The following is a 22049-nucleotide window of genomic DNA, read 5'->3' as shown; positions in this document are numbered from 1 at the left end:
CCCCGGCATCGCCGGGGCTTTTTTTTTGTCATCTACGCCGGTTTTCGCCTGTTACCAGCCATAGGCGATACCGGCACCCACGACATCCCCTTCGGCGCTGTTCCACGCAGAGGCCAGACGAATGTCGGTGTGCGGCGTTACCTGGTACTGCGCCCCGACGGCCAGCGCGTTGGCGTTCTGATAGTTGGCGACGCCCACCCCGACGCTAACGGTCTGCCGGTGGGTATAGGGAATATCGGCCATCGCGGTGACGGAGGCGATACCGCCATTGCTCTCGTTATGCTGGTCGGTCATCTGCTGCTGCAGCCGGTTGACTCGTCCTTCTATCGCATGGCCGAACCGGTTGAGGCGCGCATTGGCTGCCTGCATATCGTTACGCTCTGTATTGCTTAAGCTACGGCTATATCCCCGTAGCTGGCTGACGTTGACCGCATCCGTCGCCTGCGTGCCTGCGCTGAGGTGGGTGAGCTGACGCGTGCTGCCGGGGGCGCCGATAGAGACGCTGTTGACGCGCGCGGTCTGGCTGTTGGCGCCGAGGGCGACGCTGTTCATATAGGAGGCTTGGCTATCGTTGCCCAGCGCCATGCTGCTATACCCGGATGCTCGTCCGCTGACGCCGATGGCGGTGGAGTAGCTGGCGCTGGCCTGGGCATCGTCGCCCAGCGCTATCGCGTTATCGGGCGTGGCCTGGGCCCCATCGCCGAGCGCCGTGGAGTGCTGTCCCGCCAGACTGTTGGCTGCGGTTTTCGTTACCGATGGCGACGCTGTTGGCGCCGCCGGAGTAGGACTCGGCGCCGATGGCGGTAGCGGCGTCGCCGCGGGTACGGCTGCTGGCGCCGAGCGCCGTATCATAGCTGCCGCCCGCGCAGTTACTGTCGTTGCCCAGATGCACATCCAGGATCCCGCGATGGACGGCGGCGGCGTTAGGGAGTGCCGGCGCCGCGACGGCGTCGTCAAACGGTGAGACGGTCAAAAGAACGGCGGTAGAAATAATACCGATGCGGAATAGGGACATCGTAATATCCTCTTTTTTATCAATGATGGCTCAAGTATTAAAACTGTTGGATATTATGATGTTGTATTTGTAATCTGCCGTTTTCTTATGCAAATTGCGCTCTGTATTTTTAGATAATCTCCCGCCGTGTCAGCTTTCGGTTGCAAATGTTTTCTCTGACATACTTATTGGCTATTTCAGGCGATCAATTACGTTGTGATTACTGTTTCAGGTGATATTTCAGGGCATGTTTCAACTGTCATCCTCTCGCCAGCGCTCCCGGGGAGAGCGCTGGCGAGAGGGGCGAAAGGGTAGAACGTCTGCCGTGGAGAGGGAAGGCGGCGGCCGAAATGGTGAAGAAAACGGCACATGGGCGGGTTGATAAGATATCTGCTGAAATATTCATCACTTAGCTCAGTTTCCTCTTGCTGCGGCGAGGGAAGTGACTATAATGGTTCACACATCGCGGGCGTAGTTCAATGGTAGAACGAGAGCTTCCCAAGCTCTATACGAGGGTTCGATTCCCTTCGCCCGCTCCAGATTTGCAAACCCTCGCCTCGGCGGGGGTTTTTGCTTTTCGGGCCCGGAGCGGGTCCCCCGGCATAGCCCGCGGCTTTCACGAGATAAAAAAAGGGACAGGCCGTCGCCTGTCCCATCGCGTCAGAGCGGATCAGTTAAACCATCCGCTGGCCTTGTCTGCGGCGGCCTTGCCCGCATTCTCAATCCCGCTTCCCATCCGCTCCTTGAGGTGCTTATCGCCCTCGCTCTCGTTGCGAATGGCGTCGCCGACGGCGGATTTGTTGCTGATTTCAGCGCGTCGTTCAGCCGCATCCAGCTGCATCTGGTTTTTCTGCTCTTCATCCACCAGCTTGCTGCGGGCATGATTACGGGCTTTGGACAGCTCCAGCTCCGCGCGGCGCGCGTCCATCTCCATTTTCATGTTCTCCAGCTCCATCTGTCGCAGCTGATCTTGGTAGGACTGCTCGCGCTGCTTATCGGCCATCCGTTCCTGATGCGCCTCCCGCTGTGCGGCAAGCTGCTGCTGCTCCCGCTTGAGGCGGGCTTGCGCGGCGGCACGCTGGTGCTGTGCGGCGACGGCCTGCTCATGGCGTAGGTGGGCCTGGCGGGCGGCTTCTTCCTGCGCCTGTCTGCTGGCCTCCTCTCTCACTCCCTGCTGTTCGGCGGCGGCGACCGCGTTTAGCTGGGATGAAAGCGGATTGGCGCAGGTCAGCGTCGGTATCGCCAGCAGCAGGGCGATTAATGGCTTGCGCATATTAGACCCCGCTTATGACTTTTTCGGGCAGGCCGCGTTTGGCTGGATACGGGTTTCCCCTTGCTCCATAGAGATCACCAGCGCGACACCCGGCTGGAACTGGCAGGTTTCGCCAACCTGAGTCGAGGTGTAGATCTTGCTGCCCTCTTTGTAGGTCAGGGAGACGCCGTGCACCAGTACCTTGTCTTTGACCAGTGAGCCCGCGGCGGCGCCGGTCGCGGCGCCGGCGGCACCGCCGGCAACGGCGCCGGCCTTGGAACCATGCCCCAGGTTGTAGCCGCCGGCGGCGCCGGCAACGGTGCCCAGGATCGCGCCGACGGTCTGCGCCATCTCTTTGTTCTCTTTATTATCTACAGCAACCTTGGCAGGCAGAATAGAAATAATATTGACGGTTTTGCTCTCCTGCTTCTGATTCAGCTGCGTCGGATTATAAACATCGGCGGCATATTGGTCCGCATTATTCATACAGCCGGAAAGGAATAAAGAGGAGGATAACGCTAGCAGTGCACAGGAAGTTTTTAATTTCATTTAATATACCATTCTCTGTCAAAAAACGCATGGCGGCACGAGATGCCGCGGCGGAATATCGTTACGCAAGAGTTCTCTCGCCGTCTATGACGGTGAGTGGGAGGAAGAGGAGTTGGACAATCGAATTATTCTGCCGGTTTGATTATAAAAGTTGATGCATTTGCACTCTAGGACGATGATGCATCGTCCCTGATGCAGCGCAAGGAACGACAGACTAATTTATAACTGATTGGATTTAACGCTTTTTATCTTCCGGGAGTGATTCTATGACCGATGTCTCATGCTGTAAACCCTGAGGTTGGGCCATTGTGCTTTGGAAAATGCTTAACATTTGACTTAGTACGCTATTGCCGGCTGCTGATTTGGCTTAGTCCGCGGCGCTGAGGGGGATAAGGTATAATATATAAAATGAGTTAATGTGTTTGTCGTGTATTTACCGATAGACATAAACCGTTAGGTTATTTGACGATGGTCAAACTGGAGGGCGCAATAGTATAAAAAATGGTTTAATGTTGGCTTGGTTTTTTCAGTTTATTACATTCCTGTTGTCTGGTTTTCTCTATTATATTCCGTGTTGTTATTTTATGTTGTATAAAATAGTGGATTAAGCCCCAGTGCCGATAGTCGATCGACGTCTCTGTTCGTTAACCCGGCAGCGGAGGTATATCAGGATATCAACTGCCGGGTAAACGATGCCGTGGGCGGTGTGGTCTAACGGGTATACAGCGACGGCATGCCCTCTGGGCGGGTCTTAAAGCGGCGGTGTAGCCAGAGATACTGCTCTGGTGCACGCAGGATTTCGCGCTCGACGATGCGGTTCATGAAGGTGGCGGCCTGTACCATGTCGTGCGCCGGGTAGCCTTCCAGCTCGGGCTCGATAATCAACTGATAGCCCTGAGCGTCGGGTTTGCGGATCAGGACGGTGGTCAGTATCACGGCGTTGGATAGCCGGGCCAGGGTGGCGGTGCCGTTGGTGGTGGCGGCGTTGCTGACGGCAAAGAATGGCGCAAAGGAGCTGCCGCGCGGGCCGTAGTCCTGATCGGGGGCGAACCAGACCGCCTCGCCGCTTTTCAGCGCTCCGACGATCCCTTTCAAGTTTTTGCGATCCAGCATCTGTTTATTGCCGCGCGAGCGCCCGCGGGTCTGTAGATATTCCAGCACCGGGTTGTTATGCGGGCGGTAGACCGCCATCATGGGGTTGCACAGCCCCATGACCCGTCCCCCGAGATCGAGCGACATAAAGTGGACGCCGACGACCAATACCCCTTTCCCTTTCGCGCGCGCCGCCTGCATATGCTCCAGGCCAGAGACATCGAACCAGCGGCGGATGCGGCGATCTGACCAAAACCAGGCGATGCCGAGCTCAAACAGTGAGATCCCCAGGGACTTAAAGTTTTCCCGGACGATGTGTTCGATCTGCGCCGGCGTCTTCTGTGGAAAGCATAGCGTCAGGTTTTGACGGGCGATGGAGGCGCGCCGGGCCATCAGCCGCATGGCGCACAGGCCCAGAAAGCGCCCCAGGGCGCAGATCCAGCGGTAGGGCATCTGTACCAGCAGGTAGAGCAGGCCGATACCCAGCCACAGGCTAAGGTAGCGGGGATGCAGGTACGCCTGGCGGAAGTGAAACGGCTTTTTCATTGAAAACCTTATTTTTATCTATTGGACTGCTTATTATTTTTATCGCGATGGCAGGATGGTGCAGCCATGGTTTTTTGATGTTATTTTTATCTGTGTCTTTGGGTGTTGATATCTATCTATTTAATTAATGTGCCTCTATTTCCTATATATATTGACAGGTTTTATGACGCTTCTTTTGTATTATGCCTGTTTCCAGCCATGGTGACGCCGCGGAGAGGGGAGCATGTCCGCTGATCTCTGATTTTCAGATAAAACCTACTGTTAGCGGGTAAACGGCGCATCAGAGAAGAAGGCCGGCGGGAAGACCCCCGGGAGCTTAGGTCGAATAAATGCGGAATGTTTGCCCTATGGCTGCAAACCAGCATCGCATTAACTCACGCACGGGGGGTTTTAGCAAGTTCTATTTTGTCAGGATAGTGCGGTAGAGGTAGAGGATTAGTCTGATAAATATTGTTGCGCTAGTGATATATAAAATATATTCACCTGGTACCGTTTGATTTAAGCGTATCCGGAGTGGCGAAGGGCGGCGTTGCCGCGGCCCCTCGCTTACCGATAGGCGGGCGTTAGCCGCGGTTGAGCGTTAGCTCCAGCGGCTGCGCGGCGCGGGTGGTGACGCGCAGCAAGGTATTATCGCCCTGGCGGATCAGGCTGGCGCCGCTGGCCGGCTGCGCCAGCTGCCAGTGCCCTTTCAGCGTCAGCTGTGCGTGCTGGGGCGTCGGCTCACTGCTGCGCCAGGGACGGGAGTAGATGCTGACCTCTTTCTGTTTGCCGTCGGCGCCGCGCTGTTCGGGATCGTCCCCCTGATACAGCGCCAGATCCGGGTTGACGATGCTCAGGCGCAGGGTGTCTTCGCCCGGCGCCAGCATGGCCATCAGCGGCGCGTCGACGGCGAGCAGCAGACCGTCGCCCTGGCGCTGGGCGGCGCGGAAGAAGGCGTAGCCCTCCTGCCCGCTGTTCTGATCGCGGACGGCGTGCAGCGTGTCGTCCTTTTGCAGAACCCGGTAGGCGGGGGCCTTGGCACCGGGATCATCGATAGTGATGGCATACTCATATCCCTGCTGCTGCGGCGCGGTGCCGTGCAGCAGGCTGGCGACGGCAAACAGCCCCTGCGTCGGCGCATCGTTGCGATCGTCGACGGAGTGCTGCTGGCGGTAGCTGACCCGTACCTGCTGACCCGCCGGTAGCCAGTAGCTGTTACCCGCCGGATCGACCAGATGGGCCGCGCCCTGCAGCGTCCGCAGGCTGTCCGGCTGATTGATTCGCTCTCCGTTGACGCCGATCGGCTGCTGCTGTGGGACGGCAAACTGGAACAGGGTGGTCTCTGTCGGGTGCTGACTGTCGCTGTTACTAATGCCGGAGCCCAGGGCGATCACGCGGTTATCGAACAGGAAGTAGGATTTATTCGCGCGCAGACTCTCCTGCCCATACTTGCTGTGGCCGTGCAGCTTCATCGCAAACATGCTGTTGCCGTCCAGGGCGTTGGCGCCAGCGTAGTTTTCCGTCGACAGCAGCATCTCCTCAATGCCCGCCCCCGGCAGCTGGTTCAGCTGTGCCTTGAGTTGAGGATAGGGCAGGATCACCGTCGTGGTGCCCGGATAGCGGTTCCAGTCCCAGCCCGCGTGGCGGAATCCCTGTTGTGCCTTATCGGCCGGGATGATCTCCAACTGACCATACTGTAGGTATCGGCCATAGCGGTTGTTCTTCTCATAGCTTTCGTTACCCACCAGATAGCGACTGAAACCGCGGGCGATGGCCAGCCAGGATCGGCCGTCGCTCTGCTGTCCTGCGCGGCGCTGGATGGCCATCGCCGCATAGTTCATCGCCCAGGCGCCGCTGGGCTCGGCCTCGGCGGCGATCGCGGCGAACTGCGCCTCTCCGGCCAGACGGGCATAGGCGGCGGCCAGCGCTGGATCGACCGGCTGACTGCCGTCCGGGGTACCGGCCAGCGCCATCCACTTAAACGGCGCAATGGTAATGCTGTGCAGGCCGGTGGGATGCCGGCCGCTGAGGGTCAGCGGGATCTGGGTCTCTTTGGTGTAGATGCGCATTTTTAGCAGCACCTCTTTCAGTCGCTGGTGCGCCTCCGTCGGCAGGCGGAAAGGCGAGCTACTCATGGCGTAGACCGTCGGTGCCAGTCCGCCGAAGGCATCCTTAGCGTAGGCCGGGTAGTGCTGAGAGTGATGGAAGATAGCGCCATCGGGCTTAAAGCCGCCGCCGACCCCCCTGGAGCTTAATACGGTTTTCGCCAGCCACTGGCTGGTCTGGGCCAGCAGCGCGTCGCGCTGGGCGGGATCGGGTAGCATCAGAATGCTCTTCACCATCCACTGTAGCTGGGTGTTGAGGATGTCCACATTGGCATCCACAATGTCTGCCGCAGGTTCAAAGATGCGCCCGGTGGCGTTGTACCACATCATGGCCTGCTGCGTCGGCGCTAGCAGATGGTGCTGGGCCAGCAGGTTGCGCTGAACAAACCAGGCGTCGAACAGCTCCCGGGTCTGATAGCCGACGTGGGTGATGATCTGGTAGCCGCTGCCGCGGGCGAAGCCCTGATCGAGGACATAGCGGGTGGTATCCAGGAACTGGCGCTGCAGCGCGTCGCGCTGCTGTGCCGTCAGGCTGTCGCTGCGCAGGTAGCGCGCGCTTTGCAGCAGCGTTTTGCCGACGTCGCGAATGGGATTTCCCGCGGTGAGGGCATCGAGGGTCTGCGGGGTGAAGATCCCCTTCACCTTCATAAAGTGTTGGCGGTTAGGGTGGTCGAGCGGGGTTCCACCGACGGTACCATCCGCCAGCGTACGGATGCCCAGACGGCGGTAGGCCTCAAGGTTCTGCTCGATCTGTTCGGGGCTGACGCGGCTGTCGCTGCGGATCCCCTGGTAATCGTCGAAGCGACGGTACAGCGAGGCGCTCGGACCGCTGCTGTCGCTGAACGCGACATCGAAGTTGAGGGTGGGGAAGCGCTGACGCAGCATCTCGTCATACATCAGCAGCGCGCTCCAGTTTTTGCTGACCATGTCGTTGACCGCGCGATTGGCAAACGGCGTCGTATAGTCGGGGAGCGGCCAGCGGTTATCCACCGGCACCGCCGGCATCAGCTGATCAAAATAGAGCGTGCCGGCCTGGGTCGGCGCGGTGATGGTCAGACGATCCATCGCGGCGCTCGGCGTACCCTGCATATCGCGATAGGGGACGGCGATGCCGCGCCAGCCCTGAAAGTTGAGGCTGGCCTGAAAGTGGGCGTCGCTGCGTTCGCCCTGGCCAAAGCGGAAGGTGAGCGTATCGTCGACGGGCCGCTCGTTGTAAACCCAGACCATAAAGGTCAGCGGGGTTGCGCTGTCGGCGGCGTCGCGGTAGCTGATTGGGGTCTTCACGGTCAGGGTGGCGCCGGGCTGATAGCGCCACTGCAGCGCATGCTGCCCATCTTTGGCGCGCAGATCGCTGATGCGTAGCGTGGCATTATGGGTGGAGATCGACGCCGGCAGCGTCTGTTCAAACAGATAGACGTGACCGGCGCCCGGCTCCTGGCTGACCGAGGGCAGGGCGGCGCAGAGGGGAGCGGACAGACAGGCCAGCAGCCCCAGGGTGATGGTATTGATGCCGTAATGGTTGTGCATGGGCAGGTATCCCGTAATCAAGCGTGGGCGGTGCGGACGGGAGGCCCCGTCCGCGATCCGGTTAGGGCATTTTCTTCAACGCAATCTGCTGTGGAATGCCGAAGTCGATGCTGAACCGCAGGCGGGTTTCGTCGCCGCGCGTGGCGCAGGCGATCCCGTCGACCGGCGTGGCAGGCTGCCAGCGTCCCCGCAGGGTGACCTCGATCGTGACCGGTTTCGCCGCCTTCTGGCGCGTCATGTTCAGATCCGGCGTCACGGCACTGAGCACCAGGCCGCCGTCCTGCGGCCGGGTCATCACGATGGCCGGGCGGTTGACGCCGATCACCGGCCCCTCCTTCAGGGTTTGCGCCCGGTAAAAGGCATAGCCGGTGACCTGGCTGGCGTTGTCGCGGATCACGTGTACGCCATCCCGGCTGCGGATAACCGTGAAGGGTGCATTCCCCTGCTTCAGCTGCTGCGCCAGCTCGCGCATGCGCTGCGGCGTGGCGTCAAGCACTACCAGGTACTGATAGGTGCCGTTCTTGACCGCCGTACCGTGATTGAGCCAGGCGACGCTGAACTCCCCCTCCGTCGGGGCCATGCTCTTATTATCGGCGGAGCGCTGCAGCTGGCGGCGCACCTCTGCCGTCGGCCCCTGCACCAGCAGGTAGCCGTTGCCATCGGCGTCGATCAGCCAGTCGCCGTTCTGCAGGTTGCCCTGCCAGGCGGCTGCGTCGATACGCTGACCGTTGACCCAGATGGCGCTGTCGCGCCCCGGGGCGTTGGCCAGCTGGAACAAGGTGGTCTCCAGCGCGTGTTTACCGTCGCTGCTGTTCAGATCGCTGCCGACCATGATCAGGCGGTCATCAACGGCCAGGACGCTTTTCAGCGCGCTCAACGCCTGATCGAAGCTGGGCTGATCACGCATCGGACGCAGATCGAAGGCCAGCATGCCGTAGCGGCCATCCAGCGACGAGGCGCCGCTGAATGGGTGAGCACCGCGCTGCATCAGGGTGTGGCGATTCGGGCTGTTGAGCGCCTCCAGCGGCAGGTGCAGCGTGGTCGCCCCCGGCATGCGGTTCCAGTCCCATCCCGCCTGGCGGTAGCCCTGCTCCTCCTGCGGGCCGTGAGAGACGATCTGGACGACGCCGTGGCTCTGGTAGCGGCCATAGCGGTTGTCCTTAAGGTAGATCTCAGAGGACCAGACGTTGCTGTTAAACGCCTTCAGGGTCACCATCTTGTCGCGCCAGCGATGAATGCCGAAGGCGCCGCCGTTGAAGGCATAGAACCCCTGCGGCAGTGCCGCCGGTTGAAGGGGCTCGCCGAACAGGGTCTTCGCATCCGCCGCCGTCTTATTCGCCAGGCGCAGGTAGATGGCGGCTAGGGTGGCGTCAGGCCGTTTGCCGTAGGACATGGCCAGCCAGTAATAGGCGTTGGTCAGACTCTCCAGCGAGGGGGAGTTAAACGGGTGGCGCCCGGCCAGCGAGATACCGGTCTGCGGGTTGCTGTAGATCCAGGCGGCCACCATGGCCTGTTTGAGCTTGTCCAGCCCGTCCTGCTGCAGGGCGAAGGGGGTGCCGCGTAGCAGATAGGCCAGCTGGGCCGCATTCTTGAACGCCGGGAAGGAGTAGCCCGGGTAGTTCCCCTCATGGCGCCAGGCGGTGCCGTCGGGACGCAGGCCGTCGTTACTGCCCGGCGGCGTCTGGGCCAGAGCATCGCTGATGTAATGGCTGAAGCTGTTTAGCAGGTCGATACGCTGCTGCGGGTCGGGCTCCAGCAGCAGCAGGGCCAGATGCTGGCGCGACAGGGTATTGAAGTAGTCCAGGTTGCTGCTCTCGGGCCCGACCTTCATGTCGAAGCTAGCCTTAAACTCGCGTGAGTACCACAGCAGGGCGTCGTAGACCGGCTGCGTTAGCTTGGCCTGATCCAGCACCGGGTTCATCAGCAGCGCCGAGATGTACCACCAGCGGGCGCTGTAGCCCCAGTGGTGGGTGGTGACCAGACCGCTGCCCTGGGCGAAGCCCTGGTCGAGCAGGTGACGGGTCATCAGCAGATACATATCGGCCAGCTGGCGCTGCACGGCAGGATCGCGGCTTTGACGATAGGCGTGGCTGATGTTGAACATCAGCGTGGTGTAGTCGCCTAGGATGACGTAGCGATCGAACTTGGCCTTATCCTGCGCGCTCAGGTGCTCCGGCTGGTAAAGGATCTTCTGTTTATCGGTGATCAGGTGGCGGCCGCTGAGGGTGCCGTCGGCGGCCTGGCGGATCTGCAGGGCGTCGAAGGCGGCGCGCAGTTTGCCCAGATCCGCCTCGGCTTTCAGGGTGCTGTCCTGCGGGCCGTTGACGAATTCGTCGATCAGGCGCTGGCGGATCAACTCGACGCCGGCCTGGCTGGCGGGTGTCATCGCCAGCGTCGGCGTGGCGCGATGGAACTGGATCTCCGGCTCGGTATAGCGGGTTTTGACATGGTAGTCAGACCATTGATAGCGTGCGTCATCCACCGAGATCATCACCCGGTCAATGAACAGGCGGCCTGACTTCTCGCCGGACGGCGCTCGGAAGCGAATGGTGTCGATGCGATCGCCGAGGGTGCGGCCCACGCTGGGCTCCGCCGCGTCCTCGTCGCTGCGTACGCCGGCGCCGCTCATCTCCCGGTTGGCCAGATCGTTGTTCAGCGAGACGCCGACGGCGCGCCAGCCGCGGAAGTTCAGCTTGACCTGGGTGCCGGCGTCGGCCTCATTGGTGCCGTTCAGGCCATTGCCAAGATCGACGGTCAGGACGCCATCGATGGGATGCTCGTTATAGATCCAGAAGGAGAGGACCGGTGTGGCGGCCCGTCCCCAAATCTTGGAGACCTGGGCATCCGTTGGAATATTCATGGCGTGGCGCAGCAGCAGGCTGCCGCCGCGCTGCCAGTCCCAGACCAGCGCCCGTTCCCCCATGATGGCGCGCTTATCGCTCAGGGCGACGCGCGAGCCGGATGTGGTGGTGATGTCACGGAGATCTTCCGGCTGATCAAAGCTGTAGATCTGCGAGCGCATCATCTCGGCGCGATCGCGGGCGTTGGCGTCCGGGGCCGCCGTGGCCGCCGCGTTGAGTAGCAGGGCGGCGATGGAGGCCGCCAGCAGGGTGCGATGCATGGATAACATGGTAGATTCCCTTTCCCAAGTGCGCCGATTAGAAACGATTGCCCAGGGTCAGGCCGATAACGCCTTCGCCGTAGCGGTCATCACGGTTATAGCCCAGACCGATCCCCAGGTTGAGCGATTCGCTGATATCCATGCGCGCGCTGGCATCGACGCGCAGCTGATTGCCGCCCACCCGGGCGCCAACGGTCTCAAAGGTCGAGCCGCCGTTGGTGATGGAGACCAGCGCATGCTGCTGGCGGATACGGCGGTCGCCGTCGAGATCGTGCAGATAGCTGACCTGCATCGATGGCGTCAGCGTGCCCCAGCCGGTGGCGTACTGCGCCCAGGCGCTCAGGCCGCCGCCCAGGTGGTTCAGGCTGTATTTCTGGCTGCTGCTGCTCAGGGAGAGGATGGAGCCGTTTTCACGCCAGGAGTCAAAGTTGAGCCACTGGTACTGGTAGGTGAGCATCGGGCGCAGGTGCAGGGCGCCCAGCTCCAGATTCAGGCCCGCGTTGAGCTGGTAGCCCGCCTGGATGCCGGTATAGTCACCGTTGGCCTGGGTTTCGCCCTGCCAGCCGCTGTCGCCGCCGATATGACGCTCGCTGTTGACGCGCAGATAGCCGATGTTGAGGTTACCGTCGGCGAATAGCATGCCGCTGCGCCAGCCGAGGTAGGGCATCAGCTCGACCGCATCGATGCGTTTGCTCTGGGTCACGCCGCGGCTATCGGCCTGGCTATGGCTATAGCCGAGGGCGAAGCCGAGCATGGCGCTATCGTCGATCTCCTGATCGGCGCCCAGGCTGATGCCGTAGCGGTTCATGCGAAAGCCGGTGGCGTAGTCATTGCCGCTCTGGGTGCCGTGGCCGTACAGGGTATTGACCCACAGGTTCCAGCCGCTGTCACGCTCCTGCAGCGGCAGTTGACCCAGGTAGCCGAGCTGGCGCTGGGCGATATTGTTCCGCATGTCGCCGACCAGCTGGTTGGCGGCGCGGATCTCACTGCCGTCGCCGTTGGGGGTCATCTGGTTGGCCAGCGTCGCGATGGCTTCGGCATTGCTGCCGGCGGAGACCAGCAGCGCCAGCGCCTGGTCAGAGGCGGCGCTGTGGGTACCGTTAAATTCGCTGAGTACGTTGGGGACGATAAAGGCGGTGGTGCGCAGCGCGTTGGCCGAGGCGCCGCCCTGCTCCGCCAGGGCGGCAAAGGTGCTGGCGCCGCCGTAGCTGACGCCGTAGTTGACGATCAGCTGATTGCCGCTGACGCCGCCGTTCATCTGCGGTGGAGAGGGCTCTATCCAGGAGTTGGTCTGGGTCAGCAGCGGGGAGATGTCGAGCTTGGCGCCATCCGTGCCGGTGATAGTGACCTTGTCGGGGTTGGTGATGCCCCCGGTGGCCTCGATCAGGATGATATCTTTATTGATAATGTTCGAAATATTACTGCCGTTGTAGCCCATGCTGACGGTGCTGCCCTCCTTATGGAGAGAGAGCTTGTCGACCCGCAGTATGGCCTCATCCAGGTTGGTCCGGTCGTTGAGCTGAAAGAGCAGATTACTGCCTTTCTGGTTTACAAAGGTTCCGCCGAAGTGGATGGTGCTGTCTTGTCCGATTATGGTCAGCGTGCCCCAGTTTTCGATCGTATTAAACCCGCTGATATTGTTACCGTTGAAGATAGCGGTACTGTTGTTAAGGGCAAAGTTGATCTTGTTACCTTTTTCGGCGTTACCGTTGCCCAGGATATCGCCGATAATAGTGCTGCCGTCGACGATGTCTGCACGCATCGGACCGCTGGCTTGACGAAAGTCCATGGCGATGCCATTGCCACCTTGAACGGTCGCACCGCCTTTGACACTGAAGATACGCCCGGGAGTGAAACTCCCGTCGACCTGAATGGCGGTGCCCTGTTCACTGATAACGTTGGCGCCGTTGATATAGACATTGCCGGTGACCGTGGTGCCAGCTGCAACCAGTATCGCGGGGGTGTCCGGAGCATTGACGACAATATTTTTATTTAGCGTCGCGCCACTCCCGCCAATGATCATGGTATCGCAGATATCGCTGGCAGGATCGCAATCTGCCGCCCAGGCAGTATTGTAGAGTGCAGAGATAATGGCGGTATAAAGGAAAAGATGCTGGTATTTATTCACGTGATAACCTCGGCGTTGGCAAAATTTATTAATGAATTAGAAACTCGCGCGTACGGCGACCTTAAAGTAGTCGTACTCGGTTTTCTTATCGCTATCTTTGGTTTTGATTTTTTCGTGATAATACTCAGTCATGACACGCCACTGGTTATTAATTGGGTAAGCCAGTTGCAGTGTGTAGCGTGACATATCCTTCTTGATCACATCACCCAGAGCGTTGCGCTCGGTAATTTCGCTGAATACCGACTGACGGGTTGAGGGTGAAATGACTAAGCCGATGGGGGTGTTCCAGTTTAAATACACACGCACCTGCTGGTTACGCTGGAGTTCACGGGTTGCAAACTCATTTTGCTTATTGGCGTGTTTGCCACTTTGAAAATAGGCGACGGTGGTGTTGATATTCGGGGTGATAAAGTAGCGGATGCCTGGCTCTAGCTCCCAGGAGAGATAGTCGGTATTGGTGGTCAGTCCCTTTGCCAGGTTCTCCTTCTTCTCCATGCTGAACATGCCGCTGCCCGCCAGCGCCCAGCTGTTGGAGAGGTTATAGTAATAGGATGTCTTGGTGCTGTAGAAGTCAACGGTAATACGGTTACCGTTGTCATACGTGGTTGTGTCCTGACGCACCTTGAAGCTGGGCTGAACCCAACCATTATTGATCTTGTAACGATAGCCAGCCTGGAGATCCAGACGCTGATAGCGGCTGTTATTATCGGCTTCACGCTGACGTAGTCCGGCATCAAAATACCAGTTGGATTTGGTTGGGTTAATATTGATATCTAAGCGGTAACCCGAGTAGTTCGCCGGCGTATCATAATCGGCGGTTTCCCAAGAAAATATAGTGTTAATATTGGCCGCCTGCGTGCTCAGGGAGGTCAGCGACAGCGCAATAAGCGATCCCAGAAGTAATTGATTGTGCTTGTTCATAGCATTCCTTACGATAATAACAACCGTGATGAATTAATGCTTTTGCTGGTATTGTTATGATTATTTTCGAACGCAAACCAAACACCGCCCTTACTGTCGACAGCGCCGACAGTAAGGATGCGGGGGAAATACGTACGATGGGTGGCGTTAGCTGGCTTTAGCGCACTCGGCCACTTTTTTGTTCAGTTTATTGGTGGTGGCGGTGGTAAATTCGACCGGCCGCCAGGAGTCACCGGTTTTTTCCAGCCATGGAATTAATTCTTCATCGGTGATTTTTTTAATCAGAGCGTCATTGCCAGAGGCAATATTCTTCATCTGATAGGGATCGTTAACATTATCGTACAGGGTATATTTCAGCGGCTGGCCATCTTGGCGATCGATAACCAGAGTGTGGCTGGCCGTGCGTACGCCGCGGCGGCCGAAGGAGGGCTCGCCGTAGGGGACAAACAGGTATAGCTGAGAGCTGGCCGTTTCGCCCTTGCCGTGGGTGATACGCGCTGCCAGGTTGCTGCCCTCGACCGTGCCGGGGATCCACTGCTCCAGCCCCATCAGACCGAGGATGGTCGGGTAGATGTCCGGCGCCGACATCAGCGCATCATCGCTGCCCGGGGCAATCTTGCCCGGCAGGCGGAACATCATCGGGATACGCATCGCCTCTTCATAGGGAACGTTCTTGGTCGGCTGACCGTTGGCGCCCAGGCAGCAGCCGTGATCGGAGAAGAACACCACCAGGGTGTTCTCCGCCAGCCCCTGCTTGTCCAGCTCGGCCAGAATACGGCCAAACTGTTCATCGACCCCGTTGACCATCGCCATATACTCCTTGAAGTACTGCGGGCCATAGCCCTCCTGGTAGTTGGCCTGCCAGTCGACGTTAGGGCGGGTGTTGAGATCGCGCGAGCTCTTGCCCGGGAAGCGGTCTAAGTATTTTTGTGGTACCTGATCGTAGGGGGAGTGCGGCGGGTTCATGGACACCACCAGCGCGAACGGCTTGTCGGCGGCGCGGAAGCTGCCTTTCTCATTGCGCAGGAATTTAATGGCCATGTCGGCTTCGTGTTCGGCGCTCCACTGATCGACATACATCGGCGATTCGCGCGGCGTATTATTGCCCCAGTACATCGGGCGCATATGCAGATCGTAGGTGCCGTAGGAGTACCAGAAGTCAAAGCCATGGCGACGATCCGGGGCGGTCCAGTCGTTCCAGTAGCGCCCTTCCATCGGGTTGTTGTAGCTCTCGATAAAGGGGGCCTGGGGAGCGTCCAGATGCCATTTGCCGATGTAGCCGGTGCTGTAGTCCAGCTTTTTCAGTACGTCTGACCAGCACTGGGCGTAGCGCGATAGCTCAATCCCGACCTTGCCGCCAAAGTCATGCGCGTTGCCGGTGATGCCGTTGCGGATCGGGTACTGCCCGGTCATCAGCATGCCGCGAAATGGCGTGCATAGCGGGTAGTTGGATACGGCCTGGCGCATCACGCGAGACTGCTTGGCGAAGGTGTTCAAATTCGGCGTCAGCGAGGGGTCCTGTCCCATAAACTGCAGCGCCTGGGCGCGGAATTCGTCGGGAAACACGATCAGCAGATTCGGCGCATCCGCCGGTCTGGCCTGGGCGCCTTTTCCCTGCTCCTGCCCCAGCGTGGCGGCGAGGGCGGCCGGCGCAGAGATGGCTGCACCTCCGGCGGCCAATCCTTTCAGAAAGCTCCTGCGAGTAACGGACATCAAACCCCCCTTCTTTATTTTTGCGTTTTCTTTCGTTTGGTTTTTACACATCTTATTTATACTTTTTGTGCAGCTCAAATCATAAATTAACGAAAATTATGGAAATAAAAGCAAGATCACACTAAATGCACCACAGCGTGGCGAAGGGGGGGATGAGGGATAAAAAAACTGTGAGGTACTTAACAGGTATTACCGCATAGCATACGGTTTTTAAAGGCGTTAATGTGCGAGCGCTGGACGGAAATCGCGAAGGTTAAGGGGGGATTTTCGTGGTGAGCCGCCGCGGTGCCGGGGGGGATTGTCGCGCGCCGAAAATAGCACCGCATGCAATCGAAAGCGTCGTGATTAATAGATAAATAACTATAAATCATGTTATTGCATATGTTTTGTTTTATAAAAATCAAAACGAAAGCTTTTTCCGAGGTGATATTGTGCAATAAATGATCTTTCGCTTTCAATTTTTTTCGTTATTGGCGTGGGGCGCCCGCAGCAGCCCGGCGACGGCCGTGATCTCCTCCTGCAGCGAGGCGATAAAGGTCTCTACGGCGGCGGAGCCGGGGCGGTGGCGGGGGCGGATCAGGCTGACGGTAAAGGGGACGGCTACGCTGAAGGGACGCCATGCCAGCCCGCGGCCGGCGAAGTCCAGCGCGGTCAGCGGATTGACGATGGAGAGCCCGATGCCCTGACGCACCAGGGCGCAGACGGCGGCGGCGCTGTGGGTTTCTGCCACCATCCGGCGTGCGACCCCGGCCCGTTGAAACAGGGCATCCAAGGTATGGCGATAGCTATCGCCGGCCGACAGGCTGATATAGGGCTGCGCCGCAAAGTGCGCCGGGGTCAGGATGGTGTGGCACAGCAGCGGGTGGTCGTCCGGCAGTACGCAGACCTCATTCAGCGTCGCCAGGGCGTGGCGCTCGCAGCCCGGCGGCGTGCTGCACTCTTCCGTCAGCCCCAGATCGTAGCGCTGGGCCGACAGCCACTCCTCCAGCAGGGGGGACTCCTGTGGGGTAATGGTAAGGCTGACCTCCGGATAGGGGGCGAGAAAGCGGCGGCAGACCTGCGGCAGCAGGGACTGGGAAAATGCCGGCAGACAGACGATATCCAGCGTGGCCCGGCGAAACTGGCGGATCTGGCTGGCGGCATCCTCGATACGCTCAAGGCCATAGTAGGCGCGCTTCACCTCTTCAAACAGCTGCAGCCCCTGGGCGGTTGGCCGCAGACGACCGCGCACCCGCTCGAACAGCTTTAGCGCCAGCAGCTGCTCAAAGCGGGCCAGTTCGCGGCTGACGGTCGGCTGAGAGGTGTGCAGCTGCGCGGCGGCCTCGGTGAGGTTGCCGCTGGTCATCACGGCATGAAAGATGGCGACCTGACGCAGGGAAATGCGGTGCATGGCGGGCTCCGGCGGCGCGTGGCCGTACAGGAAACGGGTTGATTCTATATCATAAATGAATAGACTCGTGACAAATAGATATTTTTTATTCGCTCTGCGCGCTGTTACATAAAGGGGAATGCTGATTTTTCCGGAGTCTTTTGCCATGCCCTATCCTCTGAATCAGGCCGGTTATGCCCTGAATGACACGCTGCTCTCCTCTCTGCCGGGCCGCTTTGGTACGCCGTTGTGGGTTTATGACGCTGCGCTGATCGAACGCCAGATTTCCTCCCTGCGCGCCTTCGACACCATTCGCTTCGCGCAGAAAGCCTGCTCTAACCTGCATATTCTGCGCCTGATGCGTCAGGCCGGTGTGAAGGTGGATGCGGTATCGCTGGGGGAGATTGAGCGGGCGCTGGTGGCGGGGTTCCGCCCGGGCGGCGACGATGAGGAGATCGTCTTTACCGCCGACGTGATCGATGAGGCGACGCTGGATCGGATCTGCGCGCTGGGGATCACGGTTAACGCAGGATCCTGCGACATGCTGCGTCAGCTGGGCCGTCGGGCATCCGGGCATCCGGTCTGGCTGCGCATCAATCCAGGCTTTGGCCATGGCCACAGCCAGAAGACTAATACCGGCGGAGAAAACAGCAAGCACGGCATCTGGCATCAGGATTTGGCACAGGCGCTGGCCCTGATCGATACCTATGGCCTGCGTCTGGTCGGCCTGCATATGCACATTGGCTCCGGCGTGGATTACGACCACCTGGCTCGGGTCTGCGATACGCTGGCCAACCAGGCGATCGCGCTGGGGCGTGATATCCGGGCGATTTCCGCCGGCGGGGGGCTCAGCATCCCCTACCGCGACGGCGACGCCGCGGTGGATGTCAGGCACTACTATGGGCTGTGGGATGCCGCGCGGCGGCGTATCGCCGCACATCTGGGGCATCCGGTGGGTCTGGAGATTGAGCCGGGACGCTATCTGGTGGCGCAGTCCGGCGTGCTGCTGGCGCAGGTGCGGGCGGTGAAGTCGATGGGACAGCGCCACTTTGTCCTGGCAGACGCCGGGTTTAACGATCTGATGCGTCCGGCGATGTACGGTAGCCATCACCATATCTCACTGCTGCCACAGGACGGGCGCGACGTCGCGACGCCGTGTATCGAAACGGTGGTGGGGGGGCCGCTGTGCGAGTCGGGCGATGTGTTTACCCAGCGCGAGGGGGGAAAGGTGACCTCGTGCGCGCTGCCGGCGGCGCAGGTGGGAGACTGGCTGGTGTTTCACGATACCGGCGCCTACGGCGCCTCGATGTCTTCCAACTATAATAGTCGTCCGCTGCTGCCGGAGGTGCTGGTGGAGGGGGATAGGGTCCGGCTGATCCGTCGTCGTCAGCGAATGGATGAGCTATTGGCGCTGGAGCAGGTATAATGATTTCAGGCGTTGTTCTGCGCTATTGCTCTCAAATTAAACATATTAAATTGTTGCCTTATGTTTCATAGGCCAACAATAACGTTATTTAACTAATTAGATCATATTTCCCCCAGAGCGGATCGCCTACACTCAGCGGCCTGATTTCTTACTGCGAGATTGGGTTGGGGCGTTTCCCGTAGCGGGGCGGCAGCGGCGATCATATTGGCCCGGAGCAAGGCGCGAGCGGCAAGATGCGTCACCCCCGATACGCCGTGAGTCACGCAGCGCCGGGCCTCAGGCCCCGCTGCGTGACGCGCGCCAGAAATGGGAGCGCCGCACCGTCGGATCGGTGTCACAGGGCCTTTGCGTCCCGCCCCCCCATTTCTGGCTCAGCGTCGACGCCACGCACCGTTACAGCCATGGGATACAGTCGAGTATGAATAGCACGAAAACCTGTTCGTTATCGCGCCTGGAGCCGATCTGGCAGGATTTGTTGCATCAGGCGACGCAGAGTCTGCTGGCTCAGCGTTCGCTTCTCGAGCTGATGCGTGCCCTGCATCAGCTCTCCTTCTCCGCGATCCGCTTCGATCGCGTCAATATCCTGCGCTTGGATCCGCTGCATAACCGCATCACCCTGTATCGCTACGATCCGCAGCAGGATCGAGTGATTCAGGACGGCGATGTCCTGCTGGCCGATGGCCCAGGCGGGCGGGTCTGGACCGAACAGCGTCCGGTCTGCTGCTCGGGCGCCGATTTCTGCACTGACTTCGCCGCCGTCGCCACGCTGCCGCACTATGCCGGGATTACGGCCTATTGCCAGCTGCCGCTGACCACGGATCGGCAGCGTCTGGGCGGTATCGAATTCATTAAGTATCGAGCCGATGCCTTCAGTGAGGGAGAGCTGGCGCTGGCGGCGCCGCTGGCTGAGATCGTGGCGCAGATCTTTGAGCGTCTGCTGGAGCGGGAGCAGTTTCAGCAGCAGGAGGAGCTGCTGCGCCGGGAGCGCGACCACTTCCGTATTTTGGTGGACGTGACCAACGCGGTGACCTCCAAGCTGGAGATGGATGCGCTGGCGGCCGAGGTTTCCAAGGAGATCCACCGCTTCTTCGGCATCGACTACATCGGGCTGTCGCTGATCGAGCAGGGCGACGAGCGCCTTAAGTCCTATATCACCGGCTATCAGAACGGTAAGGCGGTGCTGCGTGAGCAAAAGCTGCTGCCGCTGGCCGGCTCGCTGGCCCAGCGGGTGATCCAGGATAAGACCCTGTTGTTGATGGATCTCTCCGACTCCGCCCGCCTAGCGCCGCAGGATCGTCAGCTGGCGCAGATGCTGAGCTTTGGCAACCGTACCGTCTGCCAGCTGCCGCTGATCTTTGGCAATAAGGTGCTGGGGGTGCTGAAGCTGGCCCAGTGTCAGGCGGGGGTCTTTAATCAGCGTAACCTGAAGCTGCTGCGTCAGATCGCCGCCCGCATCGCCATTGCCGTCGATAATGCGCTGGCCTACGGCGAGATTTCACGCCTGAAGGACAGCCTGGTGCATGAGAACCGCTATCTGACGGAGTGCATCCGCCAGGAGGGCGATTTTGGCGAGATTGTCGGCCAGAGCGAGGCGATGCGCAGCGTGCTGGAGCAGGTAGAGATGGTGGCGGCCAGCGACTGCAGCGTGCTGATCCTGGGGGAGACCGGCACCGGTAAGGAGCTGATCGCGCAGGCGATCCATAACCTCAGCCTGCGTAATCAGAAGCGGATGGTCAAGATGAACTGCGCCGCCATTCCCAGCGGCCTTCTGGAGAGCGATCTGTTCGGCCACGAGAAGGGGGCCTTTACCGGCGCCAGCGCCCTGCGCATAGGGCGCTTTGAACTGGCCAACCACGGCACGCTGTTTCTGGACGAGGTCGGGGATATTCCGCTGGAGCTGCAGCCCAAGCTGCTGCGGGTGCTGCAGGAGCGCGAGATCGAGCGTCTGGGCGGCAGCCGGGTGATCCCGGTGGACGTGCGACTGATCGCCGCCACCAACCGCGATCTGAAGCAGATGGTGCAGGATCGCCAGTACCGCAGCGATCTCTACTACCGGCTCAACGTTTTTCCTATCGTGATTCCACCGCTGCGGGAGCGCCCCGAGGATATCCCGCTGCTGGTTAAGTTCTTCACGCGCAAGATAGCCAAGCGGATGAACCGCACTATCGACAGCATTCCAACGGAGACCATCCGCGTGCTGAGCCAGCTGCCCTGGCCGGGCAACGTGCGTGAGCTGGAGAATATTATCGAGCGGGCGGTGATCCTGAGCCGTGGCCCGGTGCTGAATCTGCCGCTGGATGAGCTGCAGTATCATCTTTCTCCGCCGCTGGCCAGCCGCAGTATGCCGGGTCAGGCGCCGATGGCACTCGCGTCGCCGGCGCCGGGGGAGCAGAGCGAGCGAGAGCGCATCCTGCAGGTGCTGCGCGAATGCAACGGTATCGTCGCCGGGCCGCGCGGTGCGGCGGTTCGCCTGGGGCTGAAGCGTACGACGCTGATTTCGCGCATGCAGCGCCTGGGGATCTCGGCCCACGACGCCACCCCGTAGCGTTAGGCGTCGCCAGTGGTGTCACGGCGGCATCGACATTAGTGTCGATGCCGCCGTCGTTTTGGGGGGACCGCACGCCGCGCGGCATTCCCTCTGGCGATAAACGCATCATCTGCGCTGAAATACGTTATTTAAGTTACTAATTTCCTGTAAAACATCATACAAATAATTAATAATTAAAACTGGCACGTATCCTGCTTATTTTGGTGACCGACGGGCGGTGATATAGACTGCGCGCCGGCCGCACGGCGCATCACATCGCGATGCGCGCAATCTCTGGAGTATGGTGGAGTAATTACTATGAAGGTCAGCGAACTAACTGAGAAGTCGCTATTTATCCATAATAAGAATGAGAAGCTGATGGCGCAGTGGGCGACCTATAAAAGCAGCCTGATCAAGGCGACCACCTCTTCCCGGCTGAAGATTTTCCATGAGTTCAGCTGCGGTGACGGCGACAGCGTCAACTTTACCGTGTTTGACCACTTTATGGTGGAGATCCGTCTGGCCGGGGAGTTTTACAGCAAGACCATTCAGTACGGCCTGCGGCTGAGCGGCGGCGATGAGGATCGCTTTGTCGAGCTGGGACGGGCGACCTTTGACGACGAGGGGGTCCTGGATGGCCGGGTTAGCAACCGCGACCGCGATGGCGTGCTGGAGCACTACCTGGAAAAAATTCAGTCGCTGTATGACACCCTGTATCATGCCATGCAGGACAGCCGTCCGCTGCATGAGGTGCTGTTTGCCCGCTGGGGCGGCAACGTTCCCGCCTGATATTCAGGGGG

General features: G+C 59.9%; 14 protein-coding genes and 1 tRNA gene. 4 read left to right on the top strand and 11 right to left on the bottom strand.

Annotation, left to right across the window (positions count from 1 at the left end; genetic code table 11):
- Positions 1–51: 51 nt before the first annotated feature.
- Positions 52–729, bottom strand: a complete 678-nt coding sequence (locus ETEE_RS05070) for a YadA-like family protein (RefSeq protein ID WP_225865209.1) — start codon at positions 727–729, stop codon at positions 52–54.
- Positions 674–1015 carry a hypothetical protein gene (locus ETEE_RS21830; RefSeq protein WP_225865117.1) on the bottom strand — a complete coding sequence of 114 codons (342 nt, stop codon included), beginning with the start codon at positions 1013–1015 and terminating at the stop codon, positions 674–676. The genes ETEE_RS05070 and ETEE_RS21830 overlap by 56 nt, the downstream gene beginning before the upstream one ends.
- Before the next feature lie 444 nt (positions 1016–1459).
- Here ETEE_RS21830 and ETEE_RS05065 point away from each other — a divergent pair.
- A tRNA-Gly gene (locus tag ETEE_RS05065) sits at positions 1460–1533 on the top strand.
- 131 nt (positions 1534–1664) lie between these two features.
- On the opposite strand, the gene ETEE_RS05060 is transcribed toward ETEE_RS05065, so the two are convergent.
- The 9 genes from ETEE_RS05060 to ETEE_RS05020 all read right to left on the bottom strand — a co-directional run bounded on the left by ETEE_RS05060 (position 1665) and on the right by ETEE_RS05020 (position 17317).
- Positions 1665–2267, bottom strand: a complete 603-nt coding sequence (locus tag ETEE_RS05060) for a DUF5384 family protein (protein WP_034164682.1) — start codon at positions 2265–2267, stop codon at positions 1665–1667.
- 12 nt (positions 2268–2279) lie between these two features.
- Positions 2280–2795: a hypothetical protein gene (locus ETEE_RS05055; protein ID WP_034164681.1), complete on the bottom strand. Its 516-nt coding sequence runs from the start codon at positions 2793–2795 to the stop codon at positions 2280–2282.
- Positions 2796–3506: 711 nt separating this feature from the next.
- Positions 3507–4433 carry an LpxL/LpxP family Kdo(2)-lipid IV(A) lauroyl/palmitoleoyl acyltransferase gene (gene lpxL / locus ETEE_RS05050; protein WP_034164680.1) on the bottom strand — a complete coding sequence of 309 codons (927 nt, stop codon included), beginning with the start codon at positions 4431–4433 and terminating at the stop codon, positions 3507–3509.
- A gap of 563 nt (positions 4434–4996) precedes the next feature.
- Positions 4997–8044, bottom strand: a complete 3048-nt coding sequence (locus ETEE_RS05045) for a chondroitinase family polysaccharide lyase (RefSeq protein ID WP_034164678.1) — start codon at positions 8042–8044, stop codon at positions 4997–4999.
- 61 nt (positions 8045–8105) lie between these two features.
- Positions 8106–11174 (bottom strand): chondroitinase family polysaccharide lyase, encoded by a 3069-nt coding sequence (locus ETEE_RS05040; protein WP_034164677.1) that lies wholly within the window; start codon positions 11172–11174, stop codon positions 8106–8108.
- 28 nt (positions 11175–11202) lie between these two features.
- Entirely contained in the window at positions 11203–13293 is a 2091-nt protein-coding gene (locus tag ETEE_RS05035) for an autotransporter family protein (protein WP_034164676.1), read from the bottom strand.
- Positions 13294–13329: 36 nt separating this feature from the next.
- Positions 13330–14214 carry an OmpG porin family protein gene (locus ETEE_RS05030; protein WP_034164675.1) on the bottom strand — a complete coding sequence of 295 codons (885 nt, stop codon included), beginning with the start codon at positions 14212–14214 and terminating at the stop codon, positions 13330–13332.
- 147 nt (positions 14215–14361) lie between these two features.
- Positions 14362–15927, bottom strand: a complete 1566-nt coding sequence (locus ETEE_RS05025; RefSeq protein ID WP_034164673.1) for a sulfatase family protein — start codon at positions 15925–15927, stop codon at positions 14362–14364.
- Between the two features lie 454 nt (positions 15928–16381).
- Positions 16382–17317, bottom strand: a complete 936-nt coding sequence (locus ETEE_RS05020; RefSeq protein ID WP_034164672.1) for a LysR family transcriptional regulator — start codon at positions 17315–17317, stop codon at positions 16382–16384.
- Between the two features lie 145 nt (positions 17318–17462).
- On the opposite strand from ETEE_RS05020, the gene lysA reads away from it, so the two are divergent.
- From lysA to hycA, 3 genes are all read left to right on the top strand, one after another.
- Complete coding sequence (gene lysA / locus ETEE_RS05015) at positions 17463–18722, top strand: diaminopimelate decarboxylase (protein ID WP_034164744.1); 1260 nt, start codon at positions 17463–17465, stop codon at positions 18720–18722.
- A gap of 418 nt (positions 18723–19140) precedes the next feature.
- On the top strand, positions 19141–21267 hold the full coding sequence (gene flhA, locus ETEE_RS05010) for a formate hydrogenlyase transcriptional activator FlhA (protein WP_081926398.1): 2127 nt from the start codon (positions 19141–19143) through the stop codon (positions 21265–21267).
- Positions 21268–21567: 300 nt separating this feature from the next.
- The gene (gene hycA / locus ETEE_RS05005; RefSeq protein ID WP_034164671.1) at positions 21568–22038 is read left to right on the top strand and encodes a formate hydrogenlyase regulator HycA; all 471 of its coding nucleotides are present in this window, start codon (positions 21568–21570) and stop codon (positions 22036–22038) included.
- The last annotated feature ends 11 nt before the right edge of the window (positions 22039–22049 follow it).

Origin of the sequence: Edwardsiella anguillarum ET080813 (assembly GCF_000264765.2) — a bacterium.
Classification (GTDB): domain Bacteria; phylum Pseudomonadota; class Gammaproteobacteria; order Enterobacterales; family Enterobacteriaceae; genus Edwardsiella; species Edwardsiella anguillarum.
The sequence above is the reverse complement of the archived record's forward strand: the minus strand, read 5'-3'. Positions and strand labels throughout refer to the sequence as shown.

Bases quoted from the DNA above. Each gene is read 5' to 3' on its own strand.
- ETEE_RS05060 (WP_034164682.1), bottom strand. From the start codon at position 2,267: ATGCGCAAGCCATTAATCGCCCTGCTGCTGGCGATACCGACGCTGACC.
- ETEE_RS05040 (WP_034164677.1), bottom strand. From the start codon at position 11,174: ATGTTATCCATGCATCGCACCCTGCTGGCGGCCTCCATCGCCGCCCTG.
- ETEE_RS05020 (WP_034164672.1), bottom strand. From the start codon at position 17,317: ATGCACCGCATTTCCCTGCGTCAGGTCGCCATCTTTCATGCCGTGATG.
- ETEE_RS05045 (WP_034164678.1), bottom strand. From the start codon at position 8,044: ATGCACAACCATTACGGCATCAATACCATCACCCTGGGGCTGCTGGCC.
- ETEE_RS05025 (WP_034164673.1), bottom strand. From the start codon at position 15,927: ATGTCCGTTACTCGCAGGAGCTTTCTGAAAGGATTGGCCGCCGGAGGT.
- ETEE_RS05055 (WP_034164681.1), bottom strand. From the start codon at position 2,795: ATGAAATTAAAAACTTCCTGTGCACTGCTAGCGTTATCCTCCTCTTTA.
- lpxL (WP_034164680.1), bottom strand. From the start codon at position 4,433: ATGAAAAAGCCGTTTCACTTCCGCCAGGCGTACCTGCATCCCCGCTAC.
- ETEE_RS05030 (WP_034164675.1), bottom strand. From the start codon at position 14,214: ATGAACAAGCACAATCAATTACTTCTGGGATCGCTTATTGCGCTGTCG.
- ETEE_RS21830 (WP_225865117.1), bottom strand. From the start codon at position 1,015: ATGTCCCTATTCCGCATCGGTATTATTTCTACCGCCGTTCTTTTGACC.
- lysA (WP_034164744.1), top strand. From the start codon at position 17,463: ATGCCCTATCCTCTGAATCAGGCCGGTTATGCCCTGAATGACACGCTG.
- flhA (WP_081926398.1), top strand. From the start codon at position 19,141: ATGAATAGCACGAAAACCTGTTCGTTATCGCGCCTGGAGCCGATCTGG.
- hycA (WP_034164671.1), top strand. From the start codon at position 21,568: ATGAAGGTCAGCGAACTAACTGAGAAGTCGCTATTTATCCATAATAAG.